The sequence below is a fragment of the Segatella copri genome (genome assembly GCF_003465495.1).
Lineage (GTDB): Bacteria > Bacteroidota > Bacteroidia > Bacteroidales > Bacteroidaceae > Prevotella > Prevotella copri_G.
On sequence record NZ_QSAV01000043.1, the window covers coordinates 1 to 14,701 of the forward strand.

The 14,701-nt window shown below is 49.9% G+C and carries 7 protein-coding genes; 4 read left to right on the forward strand and 3 right to left on the reverse strand.

The genetic code is table 11. The features are described 5' to 3' along the window. Positions 1-55: 55 nt before the first annotated feature. The 3 genes from DWV53_RS11910 to recG all read right to left on the reverse strand — a co-directional run bounded on the left by DWV53_RS11910 (position 56) and on the right by recG (position 3,813). Positions 56-1,006, reverse strand: coding sequence for a M23 family metallopeptidase (locus tag DWV53_RS11910; RefSeq protein ID WP_118154162.1), 951 nt, complete (start codon positions 1,004-1,006; stop codon positions 56-58). Between the two features lie 235 nt (positions 1,007-1,241). Beyond that, positions 1,242-1,562 (reverse strand): hypothetical protein, encoded by a 321-nt coding sequence (locus tag DWV53_RS11915; RefSeq protein ID WP_118080288.1) that lies wholly within the window; start codon positions 1,560-1,562, stop codon positions 1,242-1,244. A 154-nt stretch (positions 1,563-1,716) separates the two neighbouring features. Next, a complete protein-coding gene (gene recG / locus DWV53_RS11920) occupies positions 1,717-3,813 on the reverse strand; it encodes an ATP-dependent DNA helicase RecG (protein WP_118154168.1) in 2,097 nt (698 codons plus the stop codon). 1,052 nt (positions 3,814-4,865) lie between these two features. On the opposite strand from recG, the gene DWV53_RS11925 reads away from it, so the two are divergent. From DWV53_RS11925 to DWV53_RS11940, 4 genes are all read left to right on the forward strand, one after another. Next, positions 4,866-8,270, forward strand: coding sequence for an MGH1-like glycoside hydrolase domain-containing protein (locus DWV53_RS11925; protein ID WP_118154189.1), 3,405 nt, complete (start codon positions 4,866-4,868; stop codon positions 8,268-8,270). Positions 8,271-8,288: 18 nt separating this feature from the next. Next, a complete protein-coding gene (locus DWV53_RS11930; protein WP_259318982.1) occupies positions 8,289-10,802 on the forward strand; it encodes a family 78 glycoside hydrolase catalytic domain in 2,514 nt (837 codons plus the stop codon). Continuing rightward, complete coding sequence (locus DWV53_RS11935; protein ID WP_118154195.1) at positions 10,735-12,069, forward strand: alpha/beta hydrolase family protein; 1,335 nt, start codon at positions 10,735-10,737, stop codon at positions 12,067-12,069. Before DWV53_RS11930 ends, DWV53_RS11935 begins: the two co-directional genes overlap by 68 nt. A 134-nt stretch (positions 12,070-12,203) precedes the next feature. Further along, positions 12,204-14,684 carry a glycosyl hydrolase family 95 catalytic domain-containing protein gene (locus DWV53_RS11940; protein ID WP_118154171.1) on the forward strand — a complete coding sequence of 827 codons (2,481 nt, stop codon included), beginning with the start codon at positions 12,204-12,206 and terminating at the stop codon, positions 14,682-14,684. Positions 14,685-14,701 lie beyond the last annotated feature (17 nt).

Consider the following 14,701-nt stretch of genomic DNA (forward strand, 5'->3'; position numbering starts at 1 on the left):
AAAAGAGGGTGCGCCATAGACTTATGACACACCCTCTTTTTTTGAGTTTATTCTTTTATACGTATCTGATAATCTGTCCTACACTAACCTTCTTGTCTTTGCGGTAGCCGTTGAGTCTGCAGATCTGCTCTACAGTTACGCCGCGCTTTTCTGCGATAGAACTAAGCGTTTCGCCTGGCTTCACCTTGTGGTAGAGCTTCTCGTGGCCAGCAGGCAGTTCGTAGTATCTTCCCACTTCGCCGCCGTTAACCTGCTCTCTGGTGTAACCACCGTTGCCAACCTTGCCGCGGGCAGCATTGGCATCAGCTGATTCGCTTTCGTAGGTATTACGGTTAAAGCTGTAGAAGTCGCCTGTAACGTCCTGGTTGCGGAAATCGAAGAAGAGTGCCGGGTTCAGAGCCACACCACAGAGACGGGTCTCAAAGTGGAGATGCGAACCGGTACTTCTACCCGTGTTACCACCCAAGCCAATCACATCGCCGGCTCTTACCTCTTCGCCCTCAGTAACGAGCTGCTTAGAGAGGTGACCATAGATGGTCTCCAAACCATTGTTGTGACGAATCACGATGTACTTACCGTAACCACCACCTTCATATCTTACGATGCGAACTCTGCCTGAAAAGGCTGAGCGGATTGAGTCGCCAATATAAACCTTGATGTCCATACCTTTATGTTGGCGGCCAAAGCTAGCACGGTAACCGAAGTTACTTGTGACAACGCGACTAGGAGTTGGCATGCAGAAATGACGGAGATCGATACGGAAGTGCTCAGGCAAGGTTGTAGCCCTGTGAGCGTACTTGTTAGAGAAATCCTCATACAGCTCGGCTGCAGGGTTCTCTCTGTCTTCAATCATTCGATAATGCGACACAGCGAGTGTGTCGAGCGATTTCATTCTGTGGTCTACAGGTGCCTGTCTTGCCAACAGGTCTTGTCCGCAAACGGGAGAAGCTGTTAGCGCCAACAATGCAACGACCGAAATTTTCTTTATACTCTTTTTAAAACTCATACTACTTTTTCTATTTTCTTTTTTAGGTTCGTGTCAACAGCGCAGAATCATACAAGAAATTCTGTAAAAACCACTAAGGCAAATGCCTTCATGTAGCGGTTTTGTTATATAGACGTTGCAAATATAACAAAAAAACTTCAAAAAAACAAAGTTGTTAAAGCCAAAAGGGCGATATTTAACGCCCTAGCCTTTTTTTTAACTTACATTAGGAAAATGAGATGCAAGGAGTTGACTTTTAGTACGTTTCATGCTTTTGTAGCATTCTCAACAGAGCCACGGCAGGAGAATGCCCCATGAAAATATACTTTTTTACCTCCGGACTGGTGAATCGGAGGCATTCCTGATAAGCGCGGTAGAGGTCGTTGAGATTGATGGTAAATTCCTTACCCGATGACTCTCTGATACCGATAATCATCTTTGCCGTGACATGCAGTTTGACATATCTGATGCCTGTTGCACTTTCTATTTCCGTAATGTTTTCGAGAATGGCTCTCATTTCTTCCAGGGTTATTTCTGGTCGCGGCTCCCTGATAGCCGGCTTTCTTCTTTTATCCATAATTATACTTTTTACTTTTGGGACAGGCGATGGAATCGCCTGGAACGGGGATGAGGCTGCTTGATAGCTGAAGCCACCTTTTAGCCTTGCTTTCTGATAACAGGAACTGCTTTTGCTTGCTTTCTGATAGCAGGAACTGCTCTTGCTTGCTGCTTTAGCTGATGGCTGCCCAGTTGATATGGGTTTTCTTCAATTCCCTGAGGCGGTTCCAGAGCAGGGCGTTGTGAGGAGCATTGCATTCGGGATCGTTGTCGATGATTTCCTGTGCTTCTGTGCGTGCCAGTTGTACCAGCTGACCATCTCTGGCAATATTCGCTATCTTCAGGTCGAAAGCCATGCCGCTCTGCTGCGTTCCCTCCAGGTCGCCGGGACCACGGAGTTTCAAGTCGGCCTCGGCGATACGGAAACCGTCGTTCGTATCGCACATGATATCAATACGTTTGCGGGTTTCTTCTGAAAGTTTATAGTTGGTTACCAGAATGCAGTAGCTCTGGTCGCAGCCTCTTCCTACACGGCCTCGCAGCTGGTGCAACTGGGAGAGACCGAAGCGCTGTGCATCCAGGATAACCATGACAGAAGCATTGGGCACATTTACACCAACTTCTATCACGGTGGTGGCAACGAGAATCTGTGTTTCGCCCTTTACAAACTGCTCCATCTCTACCTCCTTCTCGGCAGATTTCATCTTTCCGTGTATCTTACTCAATTTGAATTCCGGGAATGCCTGTTTCAGCGTTTCGTAACCTTCTTCCAGGTTCTTCAGGTCGCTCTTCTCGCTTTCTTTGATCAGCGGAAAGACGATATATACCTGTCTGCCGAGATTAATCTGGCGGCGGATGCTCTGATAGAGACTGGTGAGTTGGGTATCAAACTTATGTAGCGTCTGTATCGGTTTTCTGCCCGGTGGCAGTTCATCAATCACGCTCACGTCCAGGTCACCATAAATGGTCATGGCGAGGGTGCGGGGGATAGGAGTGGCGGTCATCACGAGGATATGAGGCGGATTCTCGCTCTTGTTCCACAGCTTGGCTCTCTGTGCTACACCGAAGCGATGCTGCTCATCGATAACGGCTACGCCTAATCTTCTGAAAACTACCGGGTCTTCGAGGATGGCATGGGTGCCTACCAGAATCTGGATGTCGCCCGTAGCCAGGTCGGCAAGAATCTTTTCTCTCTTCTTTCCCTTTACGATGCCTGTGAGCAGTTCCACCCGGATGTCCATTCCCTGCAGAAAGTCGCAGATAGTTTGCAGATGCTGCTCGGCAAGAATTTCGGTAGGTGCCATCATACATGCCTGATAACCGTTATCCAGCGCAATGAGCATGGTCATGAGGGCCACGAGCGTCTTGCCCGAACCTACATCACCCTGCAGAAGACGGTTCATCTGTCTGCCGCTGCACATATCGGCTCTGATTTCATGCATCACCCGTTTCTGTGCTCCTGTCAGTTCAAAAGGCAGATGATGGGCATAGAACCCGTTGAAGATATCAGCGATGCGGTTGAAGACATAGCCCCTGAACTTGCGGCGCTGGTCGGTGGCATACCTTATTATATTAAGCTGCACATAGAAGAGTTCCTCAAATTTAAGGCGTACCTGTGCTTTCTGCATCTCCTGATGGGAATGCGGATAATGAATCATGCGGATGGCTGCATCGCGCGAAACCAGATGCAGACGGTCTACGATATGGTTTGGCAGCGTTTCGGGAAGAGGAGGAAGGATGGTGACCAACTGCTTGGTTATCTTCTCTATGGAACGTGAGGTGTAGCCGCGTTTTCTCAGGTTCTCGGTAAGCGAGTAGTAGGGCTGCATGCCCATCTCTGAAATCTGGAGATTGGTGGCATCGTCCATGTCGGGATGGGTAAACTGGAATCTGCCGTTGAAGATGGTTGGCTTTCCGAAAACGAGATATTCGGTTCCCACACGATAAGTCTTCATGATGTATTGGGCACCGCGATACCAGATGAGGTCTGCCACACCGTAGCCGTCTGAGAAATGGGCTACCAGCAGCTTGTTGCGCTTACCGGTATCAATCTCATCGTAGCTGAGTATCTTGCCTTTGAGTTGTACAAAGGGCATGTCGGCATTGAGTTCGCTGATGTGGAAAACCTTGGAGCGGTCTACATATTTATATGGATAGTATTCCAGCAGGTCACTATAAGAGTTGATGCCGAGCTCCTTGCTCAGTATCTCTTTCTTCTTGGGTCCTACCCCTGGCAGGAACATGATGTCTTGGTCTAGAATACTATTCATATTATGCAAAAGTACAACATTCAGACAAAACTGCCAAAATGTTTAACTTATTTTTAAATAGTGACGTTACAAAACGGAGCGTCTTGCGTCTTTATTCTATATAATCATTAGAAACAAACTCTAGAACAATGATAAAGATAAAGAATAAACTGTTCATCATCTTATGGTTGCTGTCCTTGGGCTTTGCAGTCCAGGCACAGGATTTTTATGTATCAACCTCTTTCCACGAGCCTGCAACCGACGGCTTGCGGTTCATCTATAGTAGGGATGCCGTCCATTGGGACAGTATTCCGGGCACCTTCCTGGCTCCTAAGGTAGGCAAGCAGAAAGTAATGCGCGACCCTTCCATCATCCGTACCCCTGACGGTGTGTTCCATCTGGTATGGACCAGCAGCTGGCGGGGCGACCGTGGCTTCGGTTATGCAGAAAGTCGCGACCTGATGCATTGGAGCGAACCGAAATTCATCGAGGTGATGGACGATCCTACTACCGTGAATGTATGGGCACCGGAGTTCTTCTGGGATGAAGACCGCCAGCAGGCAATGGTGGTATGGGCATCGTGTGTGCCTAGCCAGCACTTCGCCCTGGGCATCGAAGACGAGAAGAACAATCACCGTCTCTACTATTCCGTAACCAAGGATTTCAAGACATGGACCAAGGGTAAGCTCCTGATAGATCCGGGATTCAGTTGTATAGATGCCACTCTGCTGAAGCGTGGTAAGAACGATTATGTGATGGTATTGAAGGATAATACCCGCAATGCCCGCAATATCAAGGTGGCTTTTGCCAAGAACCCGATGGGACCGTGGAGCAAGGCTTCAGAACCATTCACCGGCAATTTCATGGAAGGACCAACCACCGTCAAACTGCCTAAGAACAGTCCGCTGGGCAATGGTTATCTCATTTATTACGACCGTTACCGCCTCTTCGATTTCGGTGCTCATTTTACCAAGGATTTCGTTCATTTCACCGATGTGAGCCAGCAGGTGAGTGTGCCGAAGAACCACAAGCACGGCACCATTTTCCGTGCTCCGGAACGCATCGTGAAGGCCATGCTGGAACAGGACCGCATCCACTATACCGGAACCACGATGGCAGATCCGTCGCGTCATGATGGAGCTTTGTCGCCAGTGGTAGGAGTTCACAATATCCAGACGCTCCGTGCCAACCGCGAGCATCCTTCCCAGGCAAATGGTGGAGGCTGGACCTATAACCATCAGCCGATGATGGCGTATTGGAACGGCAAGTTCTACATGCATTTCCTGAGCGATCCTGCCGAGGAGCATGTACCCCCATCGAGAACCCTGATGCAGGTTTCTGAGAACGGATACAATTGGAGCCAGCCACAGATTCTCTTCCCTGAATATGATGTGCCAGCCGGTTTCAAGAAGGCGAAATACCAGCTGAAACCGGAACTGCAATATCCTGATGTCTACAAGCAGAAACTATTGAAGGCTATCATGCACCAGCGTGTGGGCTGGTATGTATCTAAGGGTGGCATCCTCCTGGCTACCGGAAACTATGGTGTGGCTTTGGACAGAAAGGACGACCCGAACGATGGCAACGGCATCGGCCGTGTGGTGAGAGAGGTGAAGAAAGACGGTTCGCTCGGACCTATCTATTTCATCTATTACAATCATGGATTCAATGAGAAGAATACTGCTTATCCTAATTATAAGAAAGCATCCAAGGCGGTAAGAGCGGCTTGCGAGGAAATCCTTGCCAACCCACGTTACCGCATGCAATGGGTGGAAGAGGCTGATAGGGGCGACAAATTGATACCGCTCAACAACGGCTATAAGGCTTATTGCGACTATACCCTGCCGGATGGCAGAATAGCCAGTCTGTGGAAGCACGCCCTCACCTCATTGAGTCTGGATGGCGGTAATACCTATACCACGACCAACCGTGCCCTGGGATTCGTCAACAGCAATGCCAAGATTTGGGGACAGCGGTTGACCGACGGCAGCTATGCCACCGTCTACAACCCTTCAGAATACCGCTGGCCGCTGGGCATCTCGCTGAGTGGTGACGGTCTGGAATACAAGACACTGAATCTGATTTGTGGCGAAGTACCACCGATGAGATACGGTGGCAACTATAAGAGTCGCGGTCCGCAGTATGTCCGTGGCATTCAGGAAGGCAATGGCATTCCTAAGGATTCCGATATGTGGGTGAGCTATTCCATGAACAAGGAAGATATCTGGGTGGCGCATGTACCCGTTCCGGTCAAGACCGTGGCTACTGCCCATGCCGATGATGATTTCGCCCAATATCAGAAACTCGGCGATCTCAAGACTTGGAATATCTATTCTCCGCTGATGGCACCGGTTTCGCTCCGTCAGGAGTGGCTCGAACTGAAAGATGAAGATCCGTTTGACTATGCCTGTGTAGAGCGCAAGATTCCTTCTTCTTCCTATCTGAAGGCATCCTTCGATGTGCAGGCAGCTCAGACCCGTAACGGTTCCCTGCAGATTGAATTCCTCGATGAGAAGGGCATCGCTTGCACCCGCATCGAACTGAACAAAGAAGGAATGATCCGTGTGAAGAACGGAGCGAGATATGGCAATGTGATGCCTTATCAGGCAGACCAGACCTATCGTTTTGAGGCAACATTGGATACCCAGCACCGCCAGCTCAACCTCACCGTGAGTATCCTCGATGCAGAGGGCAAGACTTTGCAGAGCAAGAGCACCAGGCGCATCTTCTTTGCACCGGTGCATCAGATAGAGCGCATCCGTTTCCGTACCGGCGACCTCCGTACCTTCCCGACCATCGACACTCCTGCCGACTGGTTTGGAACCTTGGAACATGCCGGTGATACCGATACCACCGCCCTCTACCGCATCGCCCATGTCAAGACCGAGAGTCTGGGTGCTGATGCCGGTTCTGCAGTACTTAAGACCGCAGATTACAAGCATTATGTAGACGATTTCAATGCGATGGAGCCGGAGGTTCTCCATACTTCAGCCATTCCGAATGCGCAGGCATGGGACTGGATGAAGCAGAATGTGCCCCTCTTCGACTGTTCGCAGCGTAACTTCGAGGAGATGTATTATTTCCGCTGGTGGACGCTCCGCAAGCATATCGAAAATACACCTGTAGGCTATGCGATGACCGAGTTTCTCGTGCCTCGCAGCTATGCCGACAAGTACAATCTCATCGCCTCTGGAGTGGGTCATCATATCCACGAGAGTCGTTGGATCCGCGATGGCAAGTATCTCGACGGCATCCTGAATACCTGGTATCATGGCAATGGTGGCAAGCCGATGGCTAAGATTAATTTCTATAGCAGTTGGATGCCTGCTTCAATCTGGGAGCGCTATCTCGTAGACGGCAACCAGAAGGAGTTTAAGTCGTTGGTGAACGATCTGGACAAGGAGTATCAGCTGTGGGATAATCACCGTTGGGGTAACGGACTCTACTGGCAGTATGATGTGCGTGATGCGATGGAAGAGACCATCAGTGGCGGCAGAAGAGAAAAGAATGCCCGTCCTAGCATTAACAGTTATATGTATGGAAATGCGATGGGCATCGCGCAGATGGCAAAAATCATCGGCTATCAGGATCTGGCAAGGAAGTATGAGGCTAAGGCTGATACCCTGAAGCATCTGGTAGAAACCCAGCTCTGGGATGCCGACCAGCAGTTCTTCGAGGTGTATAAGCCGAATGCCGGTGAGGCAAAGGAGGTAGCCAAGAAGAGAAGTTACCAGCCTAGTGGCGATGCTGCGGTATCGGCAAAGGTGCGTGAGGCAATCGGTTTCCTGCCTTGGTATTTCAATCTTCCTGCCGATGAAGCTAAGTTTGCTGAGGCATGGAAGCAGGCTGCCGACAGCAAGGGCTTTTCTGCTCCTTACGGACAGACCACCGCAGAGCGCCGCCATCCGCAGTTCCGCTCTCATGGCGTAGGAAAGTGTGAGTGGGATGGTGCCATCTGGCCTTTCGCTACCGCCCAGACCCTGACAGCGATGGCGAATTTCATCAACAATTATCAGGTGAAGCCGTCTGCCCTCGCAGCTTCTGCTAAGGGTAGTCTCGATATGGACAGCCTTTATTTCAATGAGATGGAGAAGTATGTACAGAGTCAGAGCATGCGTGGCAAACCTTACATCGGTGAGTATCTTGATGAAACCACTGGTTACTGGTTGAAGGGCGATCAGGAGCGCAGCAGATATTACAATCATTCTACCTTCTGCGATCTCATCATCACCGGCATCGTGGGTCTTCGTCCTCGTGCCGATCAGACCATCGAGGTGCGTCCTATCATCCCAGCCGGCAAATGGCAGTACTTCTGTCTTGACAAGGTGCGTTATCATGGTCACGACCTCACCATCCTCTACGACCAGGACGGCTCCCGCTATCATGTGGGCAAGGGTCTGCAGGTATGGGTAGATGGCAAGTTGGCGGGGCAGCGTGATACGCTCGGCAAACTCGTAGTGAAGGATGCATTCAAATAATGTAGAATAAAATACGATATGAAACAGAGAAAATATTTATTGATATTGATAGGACTTTTGGGCATGATACAGATTCATGCTCAAAAGTCTGTTGCTTTTAAGACGGACGATGAATCGCCTCTGCCACAATGGATTGGTGCGATAACCGATGAGGATGCGCACATTCCGAGTAACCGCGATTATGTAGGAACAGGAACGGTGAATGCCAAGGGAAAACCAGACTGGAAGGCTACGGCTCCATTGTCAAGACAAAGCATCTGGCTGAAGAAAGAAATGAAACTTCCGGCTGATGTCCGCAAGGCAACGATGAAGATTGTGGGACTGGGTTTCTATGAACTCAGCATCAACCGGCAGAAGGTGACGGATGCCGTTTTCGCCCCTCTGTGGAGCGATTACGACAAGACCGTCTTTTACAATACTTACGATGTGACTGCGTTGTTGAAGAAAGGCAAGAACCAACTTTCGGTATTGCTGGGCAACGGATTCTATAATGAGCAGGGTGGAAGATACACCAAGATGAAGGTTTCCTATGGTCCTCCTACGCTCTACTGTTCGCTCGAAATCGAACTGAAGAATGGCAGAACCGTCTGCATCGTCAGCGATAACTCGTGGAAATATTCGCCTAGCAGCATCACCTTCAACAGTATCTATGGTGGCGAAGACGAGGATGCCCGCATCACGTCTTCCTGGAAACCGGTAGTGATACAGAAAGGACCTCGTGGCGTTCTGCGCCAGCAGATAGCCCAGCCCGTGAAGATGATGGAATACTTCGGTGTGAAGAGCCGTCATCAGCTCACTCTTCAGCAAATTGCCAAGGCTTCCAATGCCAAACATCCTATTCCGGCAGGAACCTTTGTGCTGGATATGGGACAGAATCTCGCAGGTTTCCCACAGATCAAGGTCAGTGGAAAGGTAGGACAGCAGGTACGGCTCTATCCCTCCGAGACCCTGACCGCACAGGGAACCTGTAACCAGAAACAATCGGGCAGTCCTTACTATCTTACTTATACACTCAGCGGAAAGGGCGAGAAGTCGGCTGACGGCAAGCGCATCGAGACTTGGCATCCGCATTTCACCTATTATGGTTATCGCTATATCCAGGTAGAAGGTGCCGTGATGAAGGGTGATGAGAATCCTGATGGCAAGCCAGTGATAGAGGATATCCAGTCGTGCTTCGTCTATAATTCAGCTGCGAAGATTGGCAACTTCGAATGTTCTAATCCGATGTTTAACCGTGCTTATCAGATTATCGACCGTGCCATCCGAAGTAACTGGCAGGCTGTCTGGACCGACTGTCCTCATCGTGAGAAACTCGGTTGGTTGGAGCAGGATTGGCTCAATGGCGAGGGATTGGTATACAACTACGACTGTCGCTCGATGATAGAGCAGACGATGCAAAATATCGCCGATGCCCAGCATGCCAATGGTGCCGTTCCTACAACCGCTCCTGAGTATATCTACTTCAAGGGCAAGTGGCTCGACCCGTTTGCTGAATCTCCAGAGTGGGGCGGTGCCCTGGTAGCGCTTCCATTCCTTTATCAGCAGCATTACGGCGACGACCGGATGGTGAAGAAATATGCACCGCAGATGTTCCGCTATGTGGATTATCTCCAGAGTAAGGACAGTTGCCGTATACTGAAACAGGGTTTGGGTGACTGGTATGATTACGGAAAAGGCCGTTCGGGTTTCTCTCAGAATACCCCGATGCCGCTGGTAGCTACAGCCCATTATTATCAGTGGGTAAAACTGACACAGAAGGCTGCGGCAATGAGCGGAAAGACAGCTGAAGCCAACCGCTATGCCATCCTGGCTTCTGAAATCCTGCAGGCTTTCCAAAAGGAATTCCTGCATGTTGAGAAGGCTACATCTTCTGGGAAATCTTCTTCGGATGCTGTAGTAAAGGATGCTGTAGAAAAGGTATATTACGGTTCGGGAAGTCAGGCTTCCAATGCCATTCCTTTGGCGCTGGACATGGTTCCATCCCAGTATCGCAAGCAGGTTCTCCAGCATCTGGTAGATGATATTCATGCGCATCACGACCGGCTGACAACCGGTGATGTGGGCAACCGCTACCTCTTCCAGGCATTGCTCAGAAACGGATATGCCGATCTCTGGTACAAGATGCTGGCGCATGATGATGTGCCGGGCTACGGCTTCCAGATCAAGAAGGGAATGACCACGCTCACCGAACAATGGAATCCGGAGATGGGTGCTTCGATGAACCATTTCATGATGGCGCATATCAACAACCATTTCCTGCCGGATATTGTGGGTATCCGCATAGAGCAGGGCAGACTCATCATCGCTCCTCAGCCGATGGGCGACTTGACCTGGGCTAAGGGAAGTACCCGACTCAGCGATGGCAAACAGATTGCCGTGGCTTGGAAGAAATTGGCTGATGGTAAAATAGAGGTAACGGTAGATACTGATAATGATATAGAATACGAAATCAAGATAGATTATGATGAAACAGAACATAATGATGGCACTTATCGCGGCAAGCATGTCTTTGTCGGCAAGTGCGCAAAATAACGGAAACCAGCCAGAGGCTGTTGCTCAGAACTGTTATCAGGGGCATTTCACCCGTAGTCTTCACGATGTGATGCAGGACGTATCTCAGCGCTGGGGTGTCCGCTTTAAATATAATGTGGATACCGTTGGTAGGCAGTTGCCTTATGCCGACTTCCGCATCAAATCCTATTCGCTGGAGGAAACCCTGACGAATATCTGCAAGTATTTCGACTTCAATTGGTGGAAGCAGAATGGTAATGTATATAAGATCAAGCCTTATGAATATCCCCGTCGCCATACCGAAGAGGGTGAGCAGATGCTTGCTTATCTCAAGACACTCTACCAGAACCGGGAACAGTTTGAAGCACGCAAGGATTCTGTACGCAAAGAGGTGCGCCACATCCTGGGTATCGACCGTTATATGGATTCCCTGGTTCATAAGAAACCGATTTTGGGAAAGGTACGCAGGTATGATGGTTATACGGTTCAGAATATCTGCATCGAGACCTTGCCTGGCGAGCATGTCTTCGGTTCCATCTATACGCCCGCCAAGAAGGGCAAGCATCCTTTGATTATCTGTCCCGACGGTCATTTCGGTGGCGGCAGATATCGTGCCGATGAGCAGCAGCGCCTCGGAACCTTGGCAAGAATGGGTGCTATCTGTGTAGATTTCGATCTGTATGGCTGGGGACAGAGTGAGGCTGAATATGGCAAGAATTCGCATCAGACCGACCGTGCCCATGTGATTCAGGCTCTGAATGCCGAGGTCTTGCTCGATTATATGTGGAACCATCGCAAGGATGTGGATAAGACGCGCATCGGAGCGAATGGTGGCAGTGGTGGCGGTACGCATACAGTTCTGCTGACGGTACTCGACGACCGAATCACGGCAGCAGCCCCAACAGTGAATCTCGCCTCTCATTTTGATGGCGGTTGTCCTTGCGAGAGTGGCAAACCTATCCAGTTGGCGGGGCATGGTACGTGTAATGCCGAGCTGATGGCTTTCTTTGCCCCTAAACCGTTGTTGGTTGTGAGCGATGGTGGCGATTGGACAGCCTCTGTTCCAACCCTCGAATATCCGTATCTGCAGTATATATATAATATGTATAGTGCCAAGGAGCAGGTTACCAATGTGCATCTGCCGAAGGAGCGTCATGATTATGGCATCAACAAGCGCCAGGCAAACTACGATTTCTTTATCCGTGTCTTCGGGTTGGACCGCAGCAAGTTGGATGAAAGCAAAGTGAAGGTTGAAAAACCGGAAGTTTTGCAATCTGTCATCAGATAATAAGATAGAAGATAATAAATCAGACCTCACGCCGTTTTATAAATGACGTGAGGTCTTTTTCGTCTTTTCTGACGACAAAGGCGGCTCTTTTGCGTCTATATATATAAATGTTTAATCGATTAAAACAAAAACAAATGAAAATCTTAAAAACCATCACACTTTGCTGCCTGGCTTGTCTCTCTTTGCAGACTACTGCACAATCGTATAAGCTCTGGTACGACAAACCAGCGCTGGTCTGGACCGATGCCTTGCCTCTGGGCAATGGACGGTTGGGTGCCATGGTATATGGCATTCCAGCCACCGAACGCCTGCAGCTGAATGAGGAAACCATCTGGGCAGGACAGCCTAACAAGAATGCCAATCCTCATGCCAAGGCAGCTCTTCCAGTCGTGCAGAACCTCATCTGGCAGGGCGAATACCGTAAGGCACAGGATATGTGTACCGAGAAAATCATGTCGAATACCAACTTCGGAATGCCTTACCAACCCTTTGGTGATGTCTATATCTCGGCTCCCGGCATGGATGGCTATTCTCAGTATTATCGTGAACTGAGTCTGGATTCAGCCCGCTGTCTTACCCGTTGGACAGCCCATGGCGTCAACTATCAGCGCGAGATCATTACCTCTTTTGCCGATAACGTAGTGATGGTAAGATTTACCGCCAACAAGCCTCATAGTATTACTTTCAATGCCAACTTCACTTCTCCTCACGATGATGTCATCATCCGTACCGATGGCGAAGAAGCTACCCTCGAAGGAGTGGCTGCCAAGCACGAAGGTCTGAAGGGAAAGGTGAGATTCATGGGCAGAATGGCGGCTCAGATCAAGGGAAGCGAGGGTACGAAGACCTGTCGCGATGGTGTGGTCAGCGTGAAGAATGCCGATGAAGCCGTACTCTATATCTCCATCGCCACCAACTTCGTGAACTACAAGGATATCACCGGCAATGAGGTGGAGCGCAGCAAGCAGGCTCTCCATACAGCCATGGCAAAGGATGCCAGGGAACAGATGGCGCAGCATGTGGCTAAATTCCAGAGTATGATGCATCGTAACTCGCTCTGGTTGGGCGCTGATAAGTATCAGAATCTGCCTACCGATGAACGCCTTATCCGTTTTGCCCAGCAGGACGACAACTATCTCGTAGCCACCTATTATGCTTTCGGCAGATACCTTCTGATATGCAGTTCGCAGCCAGGCACACAGCCAGCCAACCTGCAGGGCATCTGGAACGATAAGATGTTCCCGTCATGGGACAGCAAGTATACCACCAACATCAACATGGAGATGAACTACTGGCCATCAGAGATGACCAATCTCTCCGATCTCAACGAACCGCTCTTCCGGTTGATTCGTGAAGTGAGCGAAACCGGAAAGGAATCGGCTCAGACCATGTATGGCAAGAACGGATGGATCTTGCATCACAATACCGATATTTGGCGAGTAACCGGTGGTATTGACAAGGCAGCATCAGGCATGTGGATGACCGGTGGTGCCTGGGTTTCCTCCCATCTCTGGCAACATTATCTCTATAGTGGCGACAAGGAATTTCTGCGCAAGGCTTATCCGATTATGAAAGGTGCAGCCACTTTCCTCGATGAGATGCTGATACCGGAGCCAGAGCATGGCTGGCTCGTGATTTCGCCAGCTGTGAGTCCAGAGAATGTGCATCCTTCGAAGGATGGAAAGATAGCCATGAGCTATGGCACCACGATGGATAATGAATTGCTCCACGAACTCTTCTCTTCTGTCATCAGAGCGAGCGAGATTCTGGGAGAAGATGCCGGATATGCAGCTCATCTGAAGGAAGTGTTAGGAAAAATGGCTCCGATGCAGATTGGCAAGTGGGGACAGCTGCAGGAATGGATCAAGGACTGGGATGATCCTCAGGATAATCATCGCCATGTGAGTCATCTCTACGCCCTCTATCCAGGTAATCAGATTACACCGGAGAAGACACCGGAACTCTTCGATGCTGCCCGTACTTCGCTGATACATCGTGGCGACCCGAGTACAGGTTGGTCGATGGGATGGAAGGTTTGTCTCTGGGCTCGCCTTCTGGATGGTAATCATGCCTACAAGCTGATTCACAACCAGTTGACCCTGACGGATGACCACTTCCTCGCCTACGGATTGAACAAGAAGAAAGGTGGAACCTATCGCAATCTCTTCGATGCGCATCCACCGTTCCAGATAGATGGCAACTTCGGCTGTACAGCCGGTATCGCAGAAATGCTGATGCAGAGTCATGACGGATGTGTCAATATTCTGCCGGCTCTTCCTGATGTCTGGAAGGCTGAAGGAAAGGTACAGGGGCTCCGCACCAGAGGTGGTTTCCTCATCGAGGAACTGGCATGGAAGAATGGCAGAATTACCTCGCTCAAGATCCGTTCTACTCTCGGTGGCAATCTCCGTCTCCGTCTGCCGGCAGGCAACCGGTTAAAGGGCATTAAGGGTATGAAATCTGCCAAGGGCAAGAATCCGAATCCGCTCTTTTCTGCCTTCGAACAGCCACAGATGCAGAATCATTCAGAAGTGAAACTCAACAAGGTGGTGTTGCCAAAGGCAAATACCTATGACATCACTACACGAAAGGGAGAGACCATCCGATTGTTTTAAAAACATGGGTCTTCACT